At 59.2% G+C, this 15,684-nt stretch carries 11 protein-coding genes and 3 pseudogenes; 10 read left to right on the forward strand and 4 right to left on the reverse strand.

Annotated elements, in window-relative coordinates; translation table 11 throughout:
* Nucleotides 1–12 precede the first annotated feature (12 nt).
* From ACVIIV_RS15075 to ACVIIV_RS15090, 4 genes and pseudogenes are all read right to left on the reverse strand, one after another.
* A pseudogene (locus ACVIIV_RS15075) lies at nucleotides 13–1,567 on the reverse strand (GMC family oxidoreductase).
* A 33-nt stretch (nucleotides 1,568–1,600) separates the two neighbouring features.
* Nucleotides 1,601–2,149 (reverse strand): gluconate 2-dehydrogenase subunit 3 family protein, encoded by a 549-nt coding sequence (locus ACVIIV_RS15080; RefSeq protein ID WP_456744891.1) that lies wholly within the window; start codon nucleotides 2,147–2,149, stop codon nucleotides 1,601–1,603.
* 32 nt (nucleotides 2,150–2,181) lie between these two features.
* Nucleotides 2,182–2,577: a VOC family protein gene (locus tag ACVIIV_RS15085; RefSeq protein ID WP_456744892.1), complete on the reverse strand. Its 396-nt coding sequence runs from the start codon at nucleotides 2,575–2,577 to the stop codon at nucleotides 2,182–2,184.
* On the reverse strand, nucleotides 2,578–2,898 hold the full coding sequence (locus tag ACVIIV_RS15090; RefSeq protein ID WP_456748731.1) for a c-type cytochrome: 321 nt from the start codon (nucleotides 2,896–2,898) through the stop codon (nucleotides 2,578–2,580). It abuts the gene before it with no gap.
* Nucleotides 2,899–3,205: 307 nt separating this feature from the next.
* Between ACVIIV_RS15090 and ACVIIV_RS15095 the strand changes: the two genes are divergently transcribed.
* The 10 genes and pseudogenes from ACVIIV_RS15095 (at nucleotide 3,206) to ACVIIV_RS15140 (ending at nucleotide 15,571) form a co-directional block, all read left to right on the forward strand.
* On the forward strand, nucleotides 3,206–4,258 hold the full coding sequence (locus ACVIIV_RS15095) for an NAD(P)-dependent alcohol dehydrogenase (RefSeq protein ID WP_456748732.1): 1,053 nt from the start codon (nucleotides 3,206–3,208) through the stop codon (nucleotides 4,256–4,258).
* 1,827 nt (nucleotides 4,259–6,085) lie between these two features.
* Nucleotides 6,086–7,757 (forward strand): annotated as a pseudogene (locus ACVIIV_RS15100) (aromatic/alkene/methane monooxygenase hydroxylase/oxygenase subunit alpha).
* Between the two features lie 83 nt (nucleotides 7,758–7,840).
* The gene (locus ACVIIV_RS15105; protein ID WP_456744893.1) at nucleotides 7,841–8,881 is read left to right on the forward strand and encodes a 2Fe-2S iron-sulfur cluster-binding protein; all 1,041 of its coding nucleotides are present in this window, start codon (nucleotides 7,841–7,843) and stop codon (nucleotides 8,879–8,881) included.
* Nucleotides 8,882–8,940: 59 nt separating this feature from the next.
* Complete coding sequence (locus tag ACVIIV_RS15110; RefSeq protein WP_456744894.1) at nucleotides 8,941–10,011, forward strand: aromatic/alkene monooxygenase hydroxylase subunit beta; 1,071 nt, start codon at nucleotides 8,941–8,943, stop codon at nucleotides 10,009–10,011.
* A 6-nt stretch (nucleotides 10,012–10,017) separates the two neighbouring features.
* The gene (locus ACVIIV_RS15115; RefSeq protein ID WP_456744895.1) at nucleotides 10,018–10,389 is read left to right on the forward strand and encodes an MmoB/DmpM family protein; all 372 of its coding nucleotides are present in this window, start codon (nucleotides 10,018–10,020) and stop codon (nucleotides 10,387–10,389) included.
* A gap of 134 nt (nucleotides 10,390–10,523) precedes the next feature.
* Nucleotides 10,524–11,547, forward strand: a pseudogene (locus tag ACVIIV_RS15120) (amidohydrolase family protein).
* A gap of 5 nt (nucleotides 11,548–11,552) precedes the next feature.
* Entirely contained in the window at nucleotides 11,553–12,392 is an 840-nt protein-coding gene (locus ACVIIV_RS15125) for an iron-sulfur cluster assembly protein (protein ID WP_456744896.1), read from the forward strand.
* 96 nt (nucleotides 12,393–12,488) lie between these two features.
* Nucleotides 12,489–14,120, forward strand: a complete 1,632-nt coding sequence (gene groEL / locus ACVIIV_RS15130; protein WP_456744897.1) for a chaperonin GroEL — start codon at nucleotides 12,489–12,491, stop codon at nucleotides 14,118–14,120.
* 143 nt (nucleotides 14,121–14,263) lie between these two features.
* Nucleotides 14,264–14,944 carry an MIP family channel protein gene (locus ACVIIV_RS15135; protein ID WP_456744898.1) on the forward strand — a complete coding sequence of 227 codons (681 nt, stop codon included), beginning with the start codon at nucleotides 14,264–14,266 and terminating at the stop codon, nucleotides 14,942–14,944.
* Nucleotides 14,945–15,076: 132 nt separating this feature from the next.
* Nucleotides 15,077–15,571, forward strand: a complete 495-nt coding sequence (locus tag ACVIIV_RS15140) for a hypothetical protein (protein ID WP_456744899.1) — start codon at nucleotides 15,077–15,079, stop codon at nucleotides 15,569–15,571.
* Nucleotides 15,572–15,684 lie beyond the last annotated feature (113 nt).

Below are 15,684 nucleotides of genomic sequence, written 5' to 3' on the forward strand. Positions count from 1 at the left end.
CTTCGGTCGCGTTTAGATCTCTTTCTTTTGCATCGCAGTAGCCATGAAGTCCGCCTGCCGGATCGCCAGCGACACGATCGTCAGCGTCGGATTGCAGGCCGCGCCAGAGGTGAACTGACTGCCGTCAGAGATAAACAAATTCCTGATGTCGTGGGTCTGGCCGAACTTGTTCACCACGCCATCCCTGGGGTTCTCGCTCATACGGTTGGTGCCGAGATTATGGGGGCGGGGTCGGGTAGGTGACGGTCGCGCCGACCGCCTCATAGACCGCGGCGCCCTGCTTGTAAGCGTGAGCCCGCATCGCGATGTCATTGGGATGATCGTCGAAATGCACGCTCGCGACCGGAAGGCCAAACTTGTCCTTCACCTTGGGATCGAGCGTGACGCGGTTGGTCTCCTGCGGCATGTCCTCGCCGACCAGCCACATGCCGGTCATCCGCGGATAGCTTTCCATGGCGTTGGTGAACTCGCGTCCCAAGGCCCCCGGCTTGAGGAATGCCGCCATGAAGGGCACGCCTAGCGACAGCGTTTCCATCTCGTAGCCGCCGACGAAGCCGCGGCCCGGATTGTTGACCGCCTCGTCGCGGACGATGCCAGCCATGGTGGTGCCGCGATACATATGGACCGATTTCTCGAACACGGCATAGACGCTGCCGGTCTTGTGCCGCATGTAGTTGCGGCCGACCTGACCGGATGAATTGGCAAGGCCATCGGGGAACATGCTGGACGCGCTGTTGAGGAGCAGACGCGGGCTCTCGATCGAATTGCCGGCAACCGCGACCACGCGTGCCTTCTGCCGCTGCATCACACCGCTGTCATCGGCATAGACCACGTCGGAGACCTTGCCGCTCGCATCATGCTCGATCTTGACCATGCTGTTCGGGCGCACCTCGAGATTGCCGGTGGCTTTGCTCTTGGGGATTTCGGTATAGAGCGTCGACCATTTCGCGCCGGACTTGCAGCCCTGGAAGCAGAAGCCGATCTGCAGGCAGGAGCCGCGGCCGTCGCGCGCGTCGCTGTTGATGGCCATTCTGCCGGTGTGCACTTCCTTGTAGCCGAGCTTCTTCGCGCCGGCCTCCAGCACCCGGAAATTGTTGTTGCCGGGCAGCCCGGGAATGCCATTAGTGCGGGTGACGCCCATCTTGTTTTCGGCCTTGGCGTACCACGGCTCCATTTCGGCGAGCGTAATCGGCCAGTCCAAGAGATTGGCGCCGGGAATGCCGCCATAGGCGCTCTTCGTCTTGAACTCGTGCTCGTCAAAGCGCAGCGACGCGCCGGCCCAATGGGTGGTTGAGCCGCCAACCGCCTTCACGATCCAGGCTGGCAGGCTGGGAAAATCCCTGGCCGCCTGCCAGCTGCCTGACGTGGTGCGCGCATCGCACCAAGCGAGCTGGGAAAAGCTCTCCCATTCGTCATTGATGAAGTCCTGGTTTTCGATGCGCGGACCTGCTTCGAGAATGACGACCTTGATGCCCTTCTGCGCGAGCTCGTTGCCCAGCGTACCGCCGCCGGCGCCAGACCCCACAATCACAACTACCCCCGGGTCGTTCAAATCGAATTTTGCCATGGTGCGGTCCTCCTGATGGGATGTTGACCGGGTTTAAGCCTTCGGCAGCCAGTCGATGTCGGAGAAGCCGCGTTTGATGTAGCCGCCGTGTTCGGCGGAGGAGCCCTCATAGCCGAATTTCGGCCACAGCTCCTTCTGGTTATACAGCGAGACGACCAGGTCGCCGCGCACCGTCTTGATGAAGTCGCTTTGCTCAACGCCGCGGAGCAGCGCCACGCGGTCAGTCTCCCATTGCACCTCGGCATACGGCACCTGGTGGCGCTCGCGGGCATCCTGATCCAACCTGGCGATGCCGTCCGCAATCAGCGATTTGATCGCCGGATCCTTCGCCGCCTTTACGTCCCACGGCTTGATCGCCGTGACGTAGTAACTGTCGCCAAACATGTCGTGCGGAAAGATGTCACGCGCGACCTTCACCAACGTCTTCAGCTGAGCGGGTGTCAGCGCAGCTGCATCGTCCGCCCAAGCATCCTGGATGCCGAGCCCTGTGGTGGTCGCGGCCGCGACAATCGGCACCGTGCTTGCCGCACCCTTGAGAAAGACTCGGCGGTCGAATTTCCTGCGACGATCAACTTCCCTCATAAGCTCCTCCAATGCTGTCTGTCTTGTTTTGGTTAGGCGAAACGCCCGCCCCGCTGGATCACCTCGATCTTGTAGCCGTCGGGGTCTGAGACGAAGAAGAAGCGCGCCAGCGTGCTGCCATCGTGCTTGAAGTCGCGCAGCGGACCCGGTGCGAGCTTCTCGCGCTCGAACCGGGCATGTTCGGCGTCGAGATCCTCGACCACGACGGCGAGGTGTCCGTATCCGTCGCCGAGCGCGTAAGGCTCCTTGCGATCGAAATTGACGGTCAGCTCGATCTCGAACGGCGAAGATGGATGGCGCAGATAGATCAGGGCGAAGTCGGAGAACTTCAGGTGATCGGCGATCTCCAGCCCGAAAGCCCGCTTGTAGAAGTCCAGCGATTTCGCCTCGTCGAGCACGCGGATCATCGAGTGAACCGGTTTTGACATTCAGTTGAACTCCTTGAGGTAGGCGATGATCGCCGCGCGGATCTCCGGTTTGGACTGTCGATAAGCCATCACCGCACCCGGAATCACCGCCTGCGGATTGGTCAGCCAGGCCTCGAGCCTGGTCTCATCCCAGACGAAGTCTGCTTTGGCGAACCCGTCCGAGTAGTGAAACCCGTCGACTTTGCCAGCAGGCCGCCCGACGATCTTGTAAAGCGATGGTCCCTGTCGGACTGGATCCGACAGGTTTGTTGTATGACACGTGGCGCATTGCTGCTTGAACAGTGTTGAGCCATCGGGAGTCTTGGCGGCAGGCGACAGCATCTGGGCGCTGGCCGTGTGCGCGGCAAGCAATGCGCTGCAAAGGCCGGCTGCCATTCCTTGTATCGAGCCCTGCTTGGCCATAGATCCTCCCTGACGATCGAGAACGCTAGATGACACCGATACAGGTTTGGTAGTAGCGGGTTGTTTCATCTGAGGTGAACGGCGTCCCTCGGAGTGCACTGCAGTAGCTGTTGCTTCGCTTCGAGGAAGGGCTGTCGGCTCCTCGAAGAAAAAGTGCTGGCATGAAAAATGCTGAGGCTCGATCGCCGATGGCGAACCGAAGTTCGCCGGGGAGACGGAGGAGATGATGAGAGCCCAAGTATTGAGAGCGTATGACGAGAAGTTTTCCAACGACCAGTGGGTCAGCGAAGAGATAGTGCCTGATCCGAAGCTGACGAAATCGACGGACGTCATCGTCCGCATCGGTGGTGCGGGCGTATGCAGGACCGACCTTCATATTATCGAAGGCGTCTGGAAGCCGCATATGGATCCGAGCGGCGACAAACTGCTACCCATCATCATGGGACACGAAAATGCTGGCTGGATCGAAGAGGTTGGTAAGGAGGTCGAGGGACTGAAGAAGGGCGATCCAGTCATCGTCCATCCGAAGATCACCGGCGGCACGTGTCTCGCATGTCGTCGAGGCTTCGACATGCATGGTCCTGGCGCGTTTCCGGGGCTTGATTGCAACGGCGGCTATGCAGAATTCCTTTGCACATCGGAGCGCAATATCGTCCCACTGCCGCGGACTCTCGCGCCAAAGGATGTCGCGCCATACGCGGATGCGGGCCTCACGGCCTATCGCGCGGTCAAGAAGGCCACGCGTCACCTCTTGCCAGGTGAATTCTGCGTCGTTATCGGTGCGGGTGGGTTAGGCCACATCGGAATCCAGTGCCTCAAGGCAATGTGCGCAGCCGATGTTGTCGTCGTCGACAAGTCCGAGGCATCGCTGAAACTTGCCGAAAAGTCAGGCGCTGACCACTTGGTCAAGGCTGACGGCAACGAAGTGGCGGCCGTTTTGGCGCTGACTGCCGGAAACGGCGCGGAGGCGGTGATTGATTTCGTCGGAGAGAAAGGCACAACTTCCAAAGGACTCTCAATGACGCGTCCTATGGGGAGTTACTACGTCGTTGGTTACGGCGAGGACATCCGTGTCCCAACCGTCGACATGGTGATTACCGAGAAGAACATCATCGGAAACCTGGTCGGAACATGGGCTGAGCTAACTGAGTTGATGGCGCTTGCGGATCGAGGCTTGGTTGAACTCGCCACGGCCGAATATAGCCTCTCGGATGCAAACAAGGCGTTGCACGATCTCAATGCCGGCAGGATCCATGGACGCGCGGTCCTGATTCCTTGATACTAGAACTACTTGATCCATCGCGAGCATGCATTCACTTGCGATGGATCTGACGTTATCGCATGCCCGTGCGATTGCTCGGCCACTGTAGCCGAAGATGCCACCAGAAGCCCGTCCGACAATTTTCGCGCGGCGGGCGCGAAGCGTTCGATCAGATCAGTTCCGTGCGAGCTCATATTGCAGTGTAATCTCTGCGCGATGAACAAAGCCTCCCGGTTCGCAGAGAGTCTCATTCTGCATCATTGTCGCAATTTGCGTCGGCCGGCGTGGCTCTATCGGTGGCTTGTCCGGAATTCGCCCGCTGAGATGCCATCGAACGATCTGGCACGCCCGTTGCACATCCCCTGTGCAGGTATCCCTCGGCGAAGCACACGGCCAAAAAGCGAGCCGCTTCGCTTTGAGGCGAAAATCAGAGATCAAACTCTTGAGACTTAAGCTCTTCTCCCGGCGTCGGTAGACGTCGCGAGACATGGAGCGCCACGACCATAGCTGACGTCGGGTGCGGGCGCGGTGCCGGGGGAGGCTCAGCAGAATTGTCCACGTGATGCTTCCAGGAGGCCGGAATGCGAGATAGCTCCCGAAATCCCGTTCACGGCACAGCGAGCTGCTGCGCCGTCTGCGGCGGAAAGTTTGGACTCATCCGTTACTACTGCTGGCGAAGGGCGCTCTGCTCTAAGAGGTGCGTCGACCGGTTCAGAGTACGCCGGGAGGCTGACCATAAGTGGCTCCGCTGGTTGCGAGCTGCTTAGACCGTTCTTCAACCAAACTATGGGATGGTGCTGCTTCGCATTGGGAGACGCCACATGAGGTTCATTCTGGTGAACGGCAGGACGCCGTGCCCGAAGACCTTTTGCATGCTTTGCTGTGAGCCAATTCAGGCGAGCTATCTGAGAGAATTCAGCACTGGGCTGCCTTTCTGCGATCACAGCTGTTACGCCCTTTATTCCGGCCGCTGGATCTCGAGGTGCGAGCAAGGAGAGCGCTCGGCCGTTATGGAGGATTACCGCTAATTGGACCATGCGCGCGAGGAGCCGGCCGCGCTGCTGCCGATTGCAGGCAGGCCTGTCACCTCGTGAAGATCGAAGGGGCGTCCGGATGTCCTACAGGTTCAACATAGCGCATCGGAACGGCAGTCCCGAAACAGGGAATCGATCGCCATCAATGTGATCCACGCTCCAGGCGCGTTCCACAAGGGAGCTTTGGTCCACCTCTCTGCCGCTATGTGGCGGCTGAGAGCCGATCTTCGGGATACCTTTCCGAACGCGTGCAGCGTTCTACGGGCAGTAAAATCAATTTCAGTATCCGAGCGAACTATTGCGACGCAAACATTGCAGTGCAAACTGGCGCGCTCTCGTAGCTGAGAATCTCATTCTGAAAATCTGTCGCAATTTGCATCTCGGTTCGGCGCAAGCTGGCAGCTGTGATGTCTCTGTCCACGGTCATCCGCGCATCCGTTCAGCCAGAAACCAGTTTGGCGAGATACCGAACTCATTGGCACGCCCATTGCAAAGCTCCGGAGCACAACAACGCTGACTGCTCCGTCTGGGGCGAGCCGCGACAAGAACGAGGGAAGGGGATGCCTGGCTGAGGGCGCATCTTGTGCGGAATGATGCTTGTGATCGGAACGTCTGTTGGACTGAAGATCGCTGCTAATCATCTTCCGGTGCACCACAGTCGTCCCAAGACCCTTGCCGATATCAAACGTCCGGTCGCGCAAACGGCCGTGAGGTGGCCCGTAACGCACGGGTAAGCACTGCCTGGACCATCAAGGTTCTGGGTAGGCGGAATATCGATGTGGTTTCTGACCCGATCAGGAGGAAAGACTAAATGTCTGGAACGTTAACACTCAACAAAATCACAGCCCAGCGCGGCATTTCGGTGGGTGAGGCTGCAAAGAAGATCGCAGACCTCGGATGGAATCCTTCCTACGTCCAGGAGGCGATGACCTTTCCCACGGACTACAAGATCACGAAGGCACCGAAGGATCCGATGAAGCAGGTCCTCCGCTCATATTTTCCAATGCAGGAGGAAAAGGACAATCGCGTCTACGGCGCGCTTGACGCGGCGCTCCGCGGCGACATGTTCCGCAATGTCGAGCCGCGATGGGTCGAGTGGATGAAGCTGTTCCTGGCGATCATCCCCTTCCCGGAAATCTCTGCGGCACGTTCCATGGCGATGGTCGGACGCCTGGCGCCCGGCGAAGATCTCCGCACCGGTTTCACCATGCAGATGGTCGACGAATTCCGTCATTCGACCATCCAGATGAACCTGAAGAAGTGGTACATGGAGAACTACATCGACCCGGCTGGGTTCGACATTACCGAGGAAGCGTTCGGCAAGTGCTACGCCACAACCATCGGTCGCCAGTTTGGCGAAGGCTTCATCACTGGTGACGCCATCACGTCCGCGAACGTCTACCTGACCGTGGTCGCCGAAACCGCGTTCACGAATACGCTGTTCGTCGCCATGCCGTCGGAAGCCGCCCGGAACGGCGATTATGCGCTGCCAACCGTCTTCCTATCGGTCCAATCGGACGAGAGCCGCCACATCGGCAACGGCCACTCCATGCTGATGTCGATGCTGAAGGAGCCGGAGAACCACCTGCTGCTCGAGCGCGACCTTCGGTATGCCTTCTGGCAGAATCACGCCATTGTCGACGCGGCGATCGGGACGTTCATCGAGTATGGCACCACTAACCGCGACAAGACCAAGGAGTCCTACGCGGAGATGTGGCACCGCTGGATCTTCGAGGACTACTACCGGACCTATATGCTGCCGCTCGAAAAGTACGGCATCAAGATCCATCATGACGATGTGCAAACGGCCTGGAAGCGCCTGACCGAGAAGCACTACGTGCATAAGGTTGCGCAGTTCTTCGCTGTCGGCTGGTCGGCGAACTTCTGGCGCATCGAGGCGCAGACCGACAAGGATTTCGAGTGGTTCGAACACAAGTATCCGGGCTGGTATGCGCAGTTCGGCGAGTTCTGGAAGTGGTACGAAAAGCTGTCGCATCGCGGTCAGACCAACATCCTGTTCAATAGTGATGTTGGGTACGTCTATCCGCATCGTTGCTGGTCGTGCCTCGTTCCATGCCTCATCCGCGAAGACATGGTCACCGACGAGATCGACGGCAAGCTCTACACGTTCGCCCATGAGCTCGATCGCTGGACGGCTGTCGAAGCCTTCGCCGGCGAGTACCAGGGACGTCCGACCCCCGCGATGGGGCGGTTCAGCGGCCGCCGCGAATGGGAAAGCGTCTACCATAACGTGGATATCGCCGACGCCATCAAGGACCTGGGCTTCGTGCGCACGGATGGCAAGACGCTGGTGGCCCAGGCCGCACCTGCGGTTCGAAGAAAAGGAAATGTGGACGCTCGATGATGTCCGTGGCCACATTCTCAAGAGTCCGCTGCTTACGCTGCGGGAGATGAGCCCAGCCGACCGAGAGAAGCATCTTGCCGAGTATCGCAAGGGATTCAGTATCAATCCCTGCAACTAATTGAACGGAAGGGGCCGGCTCCGGCCGGCTCCTTCCCGATAGATCCCCTGAAGATTTGCAGACTTGGTTTGAGGAGGCCCCTTATGGGCGCGCCCACTAATGTCGTTCGCCTGCAGCCAGTAGGCATAGAGTTCGAGGTTGAAGAGAACGAGACCGTTCTCGACGCCGCTTTCCGCCAAGGCATCGCACTCCCTCATGGTTGCAAGGAGGGCCAATGCTCGGCGTGCAAATGCGTCCTCACCGGCGGCGATGTCGAGTTGAAGAAATATTCCACGTTCGCTCTCAACGAGATGGAGCGAGGTCAGGACTACATCTTGCTCTGTCGCACCTTGGCCTACTCGGATCTCGAGGTGGAACTCCTCAACTACGACGAGGAAGTGCTATTGAAATCGATTCCCGTCAAAGAGTTCAAGGGTACGGTGACCAGCATCTCTGCGCTGACCCATGACATTCGCCGCCTCGAAATTACACTGGAGCAACCTCTGAAGTTCTGGGCGGGTCAATATGTCGACATCACGCTTCCGGGACCAGAGACGATTACGCGCTCGTTTTCCATGGCAAATTCGCCGAGCGAAAGCCAAAAACTCGCGTTCATCATCAAGAAGTACCCCAACGGACGCTTCTCCTCACGGCTCGACGGAGATCTCGCCGTCGGAACCGAGGTCGGGGTCAGAGGACCCTACGGGACCTGCTTCCGACGAGAAAACAAGACTGGTGCCATGATCCTGGTCGGCGGCGGATCCGGAATGTCGCCGCTGTGGTCAATCCTGCATGATCACATTAGCTCCGGGGAAGTACGTCCGGTGTACTTCTTCTACGGGGCCAGGACGCAGAACGATCTTTTCTACCTGGATCATTTCGCGGAGCTTGCCATCAAGCATCCGGAATTCACCTTCGTGCCGGTTCTCTCTCATGCGGCCGACGACACGGCCTGGAGCGGAGCAAAGGGCTTCGTGCACGAGGCGGTCGGAGAGCACCTTCGCAGCGCGGACTACGGTGAAGACGTCGACGTCTATGCCTGCGGACCATCGCCAATGATCGAGGCCCTAACGCCAGTGTTGCAAATGAACGATGTCGAGTCGGACCGCATCTTCTTCGACAAGTTCACGCCGGCCAACAACTAAGACGCCTTGACCGCCTAACGAGCAATTCTAGAGCCAACAACAGGAGGAGGAAGATGACCATGACTGCCGTTCAAACCGCATCAGCCAAATCCGGTGCCGCAGGTTCTGCGGTGTTTCCGGATTCGGATAGCCGCCGATACCGCTATTTCGAGCCACGTAGCAAGCGCGCCACGCATTACGAAGACGTGACGGTCGACGTGCAACCGGATCCGGAACGTTACCTGTTACAGGACTGGATCATCTCCTTTCCCAACGGCAAGGGTGCATACACCAAGGACAACACGGCGGCTCTCAGCTCGAATTGGCATGCGTTCCGCGCCCCCGACCAGGAGTGGGAGCGCACTCACTACCAGCGCCAGTCCAAGATCGAAGCGATGGTCCAAGCCGTGATCGCCAACGGGCGCAAGTCGGGTGCGCCGAAGAGCTTCGACAAGGCCTGGATCAAGATCCTGCAGAACCATCTCGGTGCGTGGAAGCACGCTGAGTTCGGTCTCGGCACGTCGCTGATGCAGGCTCAGCGCTACGGCTACACCCAGATGATCAACAATGCGACGCTGACGAACTCGTCGTACAAGCTTCGCCTTTCCCAGGATATAACGCTCTATCTCGCCGAGATCGGGATGGACATTCCGAGCTTCGACGACACGGCCGGCAAGCGCGCCTGGCTGGAAGACAAGGGCTGGCAAGGAACGCGGGAAGCGATCGAGTCGATCATGGGCTCGGCCGACTATCTCGAGCAGTACTTCGCCACAAACATCGTGTTTGAGCCATTGCTCGGCGAATTGTTCCGCAGCGGCTTCCTCATGCAAGTGGCTTCGTCGAACGGAGACTTCATCACGCCACCGGTGATTTCGTCCGCGGAAGCGGACTACGAACGCAATCTCGCCAATACGATCGATCTGATGCACCTTCTGGTGACCGACAATCACCATGGCGCTCACAATAAGCAGCTGTTCCAGGGCTGGGTGCACAAGCATGTCGCGCTCGCCAACAAGGCGGCTGCCGGCCTGCAGCCGATCTGGTCGCAACCGCATTCGAAGCCGGTGCAGTACGCCGACGCGCGCGCGCAGTCGGTCGAACGCATCAAGAAGATTCTCGGTGAGCTAGGCCTCACCCTTCCCAAGGAGTAACCTGCGATGTCTGTCGTTTCTAGATCTGCGACTAACCAAAATATCTTTCAGAAGATGGGGGACCTTCGCTTCGAGCAAACCATTTCCCACCAGTGCGGCGTCACCATGAATGACAGCGTCGAGGCGCGTGCCATCGCCGAGTTCATGAGCAAAAAGCCGAACGTAACCGTGACCTATCAGCCGGCCCTGATCCGCATCGATGGCGAGGGCAAGCTGATCTTCAAGATGGACGAAATCAGCGAAATTCTCGGCAAGGAGATGACAGCCGAGATCTTCGAAGTGAACACCTCGACCCACTACGGGCGGATGGTGCGCATCGATGATAACACGGTGACGCTGTTCGGCAACATGGACGAGGTTTTCGAATACATCGAGTGAGCTCTAGTTTCTCCCTGACTGGGCGGGGCTGCATCCGCACGCGGCTGTAGCCCCGCCGCTTCTCGAATTGTCCTCGCGCGACCATGGCGTGGATCGAACGAAATAGGCTTAACCAAGAATTCCTGGAGACCATCATGTTCATCACTCCCACCGGTGAGGAAGTTTTCGTCATCGACGGTCACACCCATTTTTGGGACGGTAGCCCGGGCGAACCAGCTCAACGTCCACGGCAAGCAATTCATCGACTGCTTCTACGCTTATCACACATCGCTGAGCCCCAAAGATAAGCTCTGGCCGAAAGAGCAGTTCGAGAAGTACAGCGCCGATCAGATGTACCACGATCTGTTCGTCGACGGCCCAGACGACATGGCTGTCGTTCAGTCGACCTATCTGACGGAATTCTACAAGAACGGGTTCAACACCATCGATCGCAATGCCGAGATGGCAAAGAAGTACAAGGATCGCTTCATCATCAACGGTGCTTTCGATCCGCGGGATGGCGAGAAGGCACTTGAATATATTCACTACATGAAGGAGACGTTCGGCATCAAGGGCGTCAAGCTGTACACGGCCGAGTGGAAGGGCGACTCGCGCGGGTGGAAGCTTACGGATCCCAACGCCTATCGCTGCTTCGAGCTGTGCCAGAAGCTCGGTATCACCAACATCCATGTCCATAAGGGACCGACAATTATTCCGTTGGATAAGGATGCGTTCGATGTTCATGACGTCGATCATGCGGCGACCGATTTCCAAGGTCTCAACTTCATCATTGAGCACTGTGGTTTGCCGCGGCTCGACGATTTTTGCTGGATCGCTGTGCAGGAGACGAATGTCTATGGCGGCCTCGCGGTGGCGCTACCGTTCATTCACGGACGCCCGCGCTATTTCGCTGAAGTGATCAGCGAGCTGCTGTTCTGGGTCGGTGAAGACAAGCTTCTCTTCGGCAGCGACTACGCGATCTGGACGCCGCGCTGGTTGGTCGAGAAGTTCTGGAATTTCGAGCTCCCGGAAGATTTGAAGCAAGAGCACGGCGTCGACCTTACGCCTCAGGCGAAGAGGAAGATCCTGGGTCTCAATGCCGCGCGCCTCTATGGCGTCGATATCGACGCGCAGAAGGCGAAGCTTGCGAAAAGCGCCCTTGCGACCGCAGCGGAGTGACGGGGATGGACGAAGTCCTTCCACATCGTGACGACAAGACCAGCGAAGTGTGGCAACGCCTTTCGCTGGTCACGGATCCCGAGCTCGATGAGTCCGTGACCGAGCTCGGGTTTGTCGAGCGGGTGAGCATCGATAATGATGACGGTGTCGATATCGCCTTTCGTTTGCCAACCTACTGGTGCTCGGCGAACTTCGCATTCCTCATGGCCGATGACATGCGTCGGGCGGTCTCGACGCTGCCGTGGGTTCGCGAGGCGCGACCGCAGCTTCGCGATCATATGGTCGCCGAGGAGATAAATCGAGGCGTCAGGGAGGGCAAATCATTCGCCGAGGCACTCAAGGAGTTTGCACCTGGAGGGTCACTTGATGACTTGCGGGAGAAGTTCCGCCGCAAGGCATTCGAGCGGCGACAAGAGGTCATAATACTCGCCTTGCGCGGCGTGGGCTATGAGGATCCAGCGATCTGTCGGATGAATCTTGGCACCTTTGACGAGGTCAACTTCGGGTCCGAGGAAGTTACACGGCAGAAGGCGCGTTATCGCGAGCTTCTGGTCGAGCGCGGCCTCGCTCGGCTGCCCGACGATCGCGCGTTTGTCACCTGCGAGGGGCGCTCTCTCAGGCGCCACGAACTGGCTTCCTATCTACAGCGGTTGCGAGGAGTGCGCATCAATATGGAGTTTAACAGCTCATTGTGCCGAGGCCTTCTTGCCGTCCGCAATCGCGAACTGGATGGCGGGCACGCCGAACGAGAGTCTGCACCGTGCGGAGGCTGCGGCAGTAGCTGCGCCGAGAGGTCCACCGGGCTAAGTGTGAGGACGGAGAAACCGTCCGTGGCTCGAGCATGAGGCGCTCGTATCCAAGACCTGCGAGCGCCAATAACAGAGCGGTCAGGAAGCCGCCCGTCCAGACACAAGTGACCACCACGTGGGGAGTGAAACGCAATGCCGAAAGTTCTGCTTCATGACATAGAGGCCCGTCGCGCACTTGCACGCGGAGTCCAAAAGCTTGCAGCCGCCGTCGAATCGACCCTTGGGCCCAAGGGTATGAACGCGATGGTCGATAGGCCGATCGGTACGCCTATCGTGTCACGCGATGGTGTCACGATAGCTTGCGAAATCGAATTGCCGGATCGCTTCGAGAACATGGGGGCGCAAGTGGTGCGCGAGGTTTCAATGCAGACCAACGAAGTCGCCGGCGACGGTACAACCACGGCGATGGTGCTCGCAAATGGGCTCATTCAGGGCGGCGTTGCGGCCCTAGAGCGCGGAGCCAAAGCGGTGGATCTCTGCAAGGGTATTGAAAGGGCCGTCGATGTCGTTGTCGAGACCCTGAAGAGCTCGGCAATGGCCATATCGGACCGCAAGACGTTGCGGGCGGTTGCGACGATTGCATCGACCGATTCCCACCTGGGCGGTCTGATCGCAGAGGCGGTGGAGCGCGTCGGCAAGGACGGCATCATAAGCTCGGACTACGGGCTGACGACCGACACGACACTTGAGGTCGTTGAGGGCATGTCGTTCGATCGCGGCTACATATCCCATCACATGGTAACGGATGTCGAGAAGATGGAGGTAGTGCTGGATCAACCCTACATTCTTCTGACCGACCTGAAGATCAAGACGCCGGGCGAGCTGTCGGCAGTGCGTGCGGCGGTAGCCTCGACCGGGCGACCGCTTGTCATCGTCGCTGAAGAGATTGCGCCGGAGGTCGTCCCGACACTGCTTGGTGATAGCAATCGCGGCAAGGTCCTGGTCGTCAATCCACCGGACTATGGCCACTGGCGCAAGGCGATGATGGACGATCTCGCCATCATAACTGGGGGACGGGTGATCGCCCGCGAGCTTGGCGGCAGGCTGGAAGAGACCAATCTTGCTGATCTTGGCACTGCGCGGCAGGTTCGTGCCAGTGCGCGTGAAACGGTGATCATTCGGGGCGGTGGCGCCAATGCGGCGATCGCCGCGCGGCGCCAGCAGGTGGCCAAGCAGCACGACTTGGCACCACCAAACGTCGAACAGGACAAGCTCAAGGAGCGCCTCGCAAAGCTCTCAGGCGGCACTGCGGTAATCTTTGCGGGTGGGGTCACGCCCGTGGAGCAGAAGCGTACGATCCAGCTGATCGACGATGCACTCAGTGCAGCGCGTGCCGCAGCCGAGGAGGGCATCGTGCCCGGCGGCGGCACCGCATTAGCCCAATGCGCACCCGTGGTGGAGCGCAAGCTCGGGAACATCAACGGCGACCTGGGCGAGGGCATCAAGCTGGTGCGCGAGACACTATCCCGTCCCGCCGCCTTCATTGCCCGGAATGCAGGCCATGATTCACAGAAGATCATAGCCGAGCTACAGAACGCTCCGGTGGGCGTCGGATTCGACGCGGCTGAAGGCAAGTTCATCGATATGGTCTCAGCCGGCATCGTCGACCCCGTCCGCGTGACCTATACCGCTCTCCGCAACGCGGCGTCCGTCGCCACGCTGGTGCTGACGACCAACACGCTGGTTGCCGACGTGCCGGAGTACATCGATCCAACACAGGGACCTGCACTCGGGGGCGGAGCAGAGAAACTTGGCCGCGCATGAGGCATGTGTACGCGGTTCGCGTTCCGCCGCGGCGTCTCCGATGTCGACGGTATCGTGGCCGGGTACTCGGCTCTATCGCCGATGCGTCAAGACTGGCGGATCGGTCGCTTCAAACTCGAAATCATCACAAGGGAGGGGAAGTCATGCATAAGTATGTTGCGGAATCCATCGGCACGTTCGCATTGGTATTTTTTGGCTGCGCGACTGTGATCTTCATGCGGGCCGAGGTCGGCCTGTTAGGCGTGGCGTTCGCATTCGGTCTGTCAGTCGTCGCGATGGCCTATTCGATTGGTCATATTTCCGGGGCTCACCTCAACCCGGCCGTCAGTCTCGGCATGCTCGTCGCTGGTCGGATGTCGCCGCGAGATTTCACCGGCTATATCATTGCGCAGTTCATTGGGGCAATTGCGGCCGCAGCAGTGCTGTATCTGATCGCCGAAGGCAAAGTAGGGGGCTACGACGTCGCGGCAAATGGCTTTGCCCAGAATGGCTGGGGTCAATATGGCGTGCTTTCCGCATTCGTATTCGAGGCGGCGGCAACTTTTCTGTTCCTGACGGTCATTCTTGGTGCAACGCAAAACGGAGCGACCTCTGCTTACGCAGGCCTGGTGATCGGCCTCACCCTGGTGGCGATCCATCTCGCGGGCATCGCCGTGTCGGGGTCGTCGGTCAATCCAGCCCGTTCGCTGGGCCCCGCGTTGTTTGCAGGACCAGATGCGCTGTCGCAGGTGTGGCTCTACTTTGTGGCGCCGTGCCTTGGTGCCGCACTGTCCGGTTACGTCTTTAAGGCCGGAGTGACGCGGCCGACGGTGGCGACGGCGTGAGCTGTGCAACTTAAATGATCGGCCCGTGACAACGAGCCAGAACAAGCTACAATCTTGAAAAGCTCCGGCCGGGGCCGAAGGAGGCGCTATAAGCTTCCACGACCATCGGGCCGAACCGGAGGAGGAAGGCACATGGTCTACATCATCTCCAAGCAGGATGGTCCGCGCCGTGAGGACGTGGCGGCGAAGGACTTCATTGATAAGAACCGGACCAAGATCGATGCGCTTGCCAATCATCTGACGGGTGGGCGCTGGCAGGAGCTGCGCAACCGCACACCTCCTCCGGAGCCCCAGCCATCGGGTAAGCTATGGTACACCCCGCGGGGGCGCCTGCCGGAGACAGAGCCCTATGTACGGGTCAGTCTCAACGGCCGTGTCGTGGTTGCCGATCTCGCGTCAGGGCGACAGCTTCATTTTGTTGGCGAACTGCGAGGTCGAGGCCAATCTCGACACCTGGCGCTGGCGACACGCGAGAATGGGCTCTTCGACCCGCTGGATGAGGGCATCTACAAGGTCCTTGCCGATCTTGAGGGGATGCTCGTCCCCGACGAGCCATCCGAACAGCGCTTGGAAGGGTTTATCGCAGCACGCCTCGGGTTGGACGCGAAGGGCAAGGCCGCCGAATGATCAGTGCGCCGGGCCTGCTGGGATGACACATCCCGGTCAAGCCTGGTTCGATCGTTTCTGTTGATCGGGTTGCTGCCTGCCAACGAAAGTATGGTGCTCCAATGCTGACGGAA

Source organism: Bradyrhizobium sp. USDA 4354, from assembly GCF_054060315.1.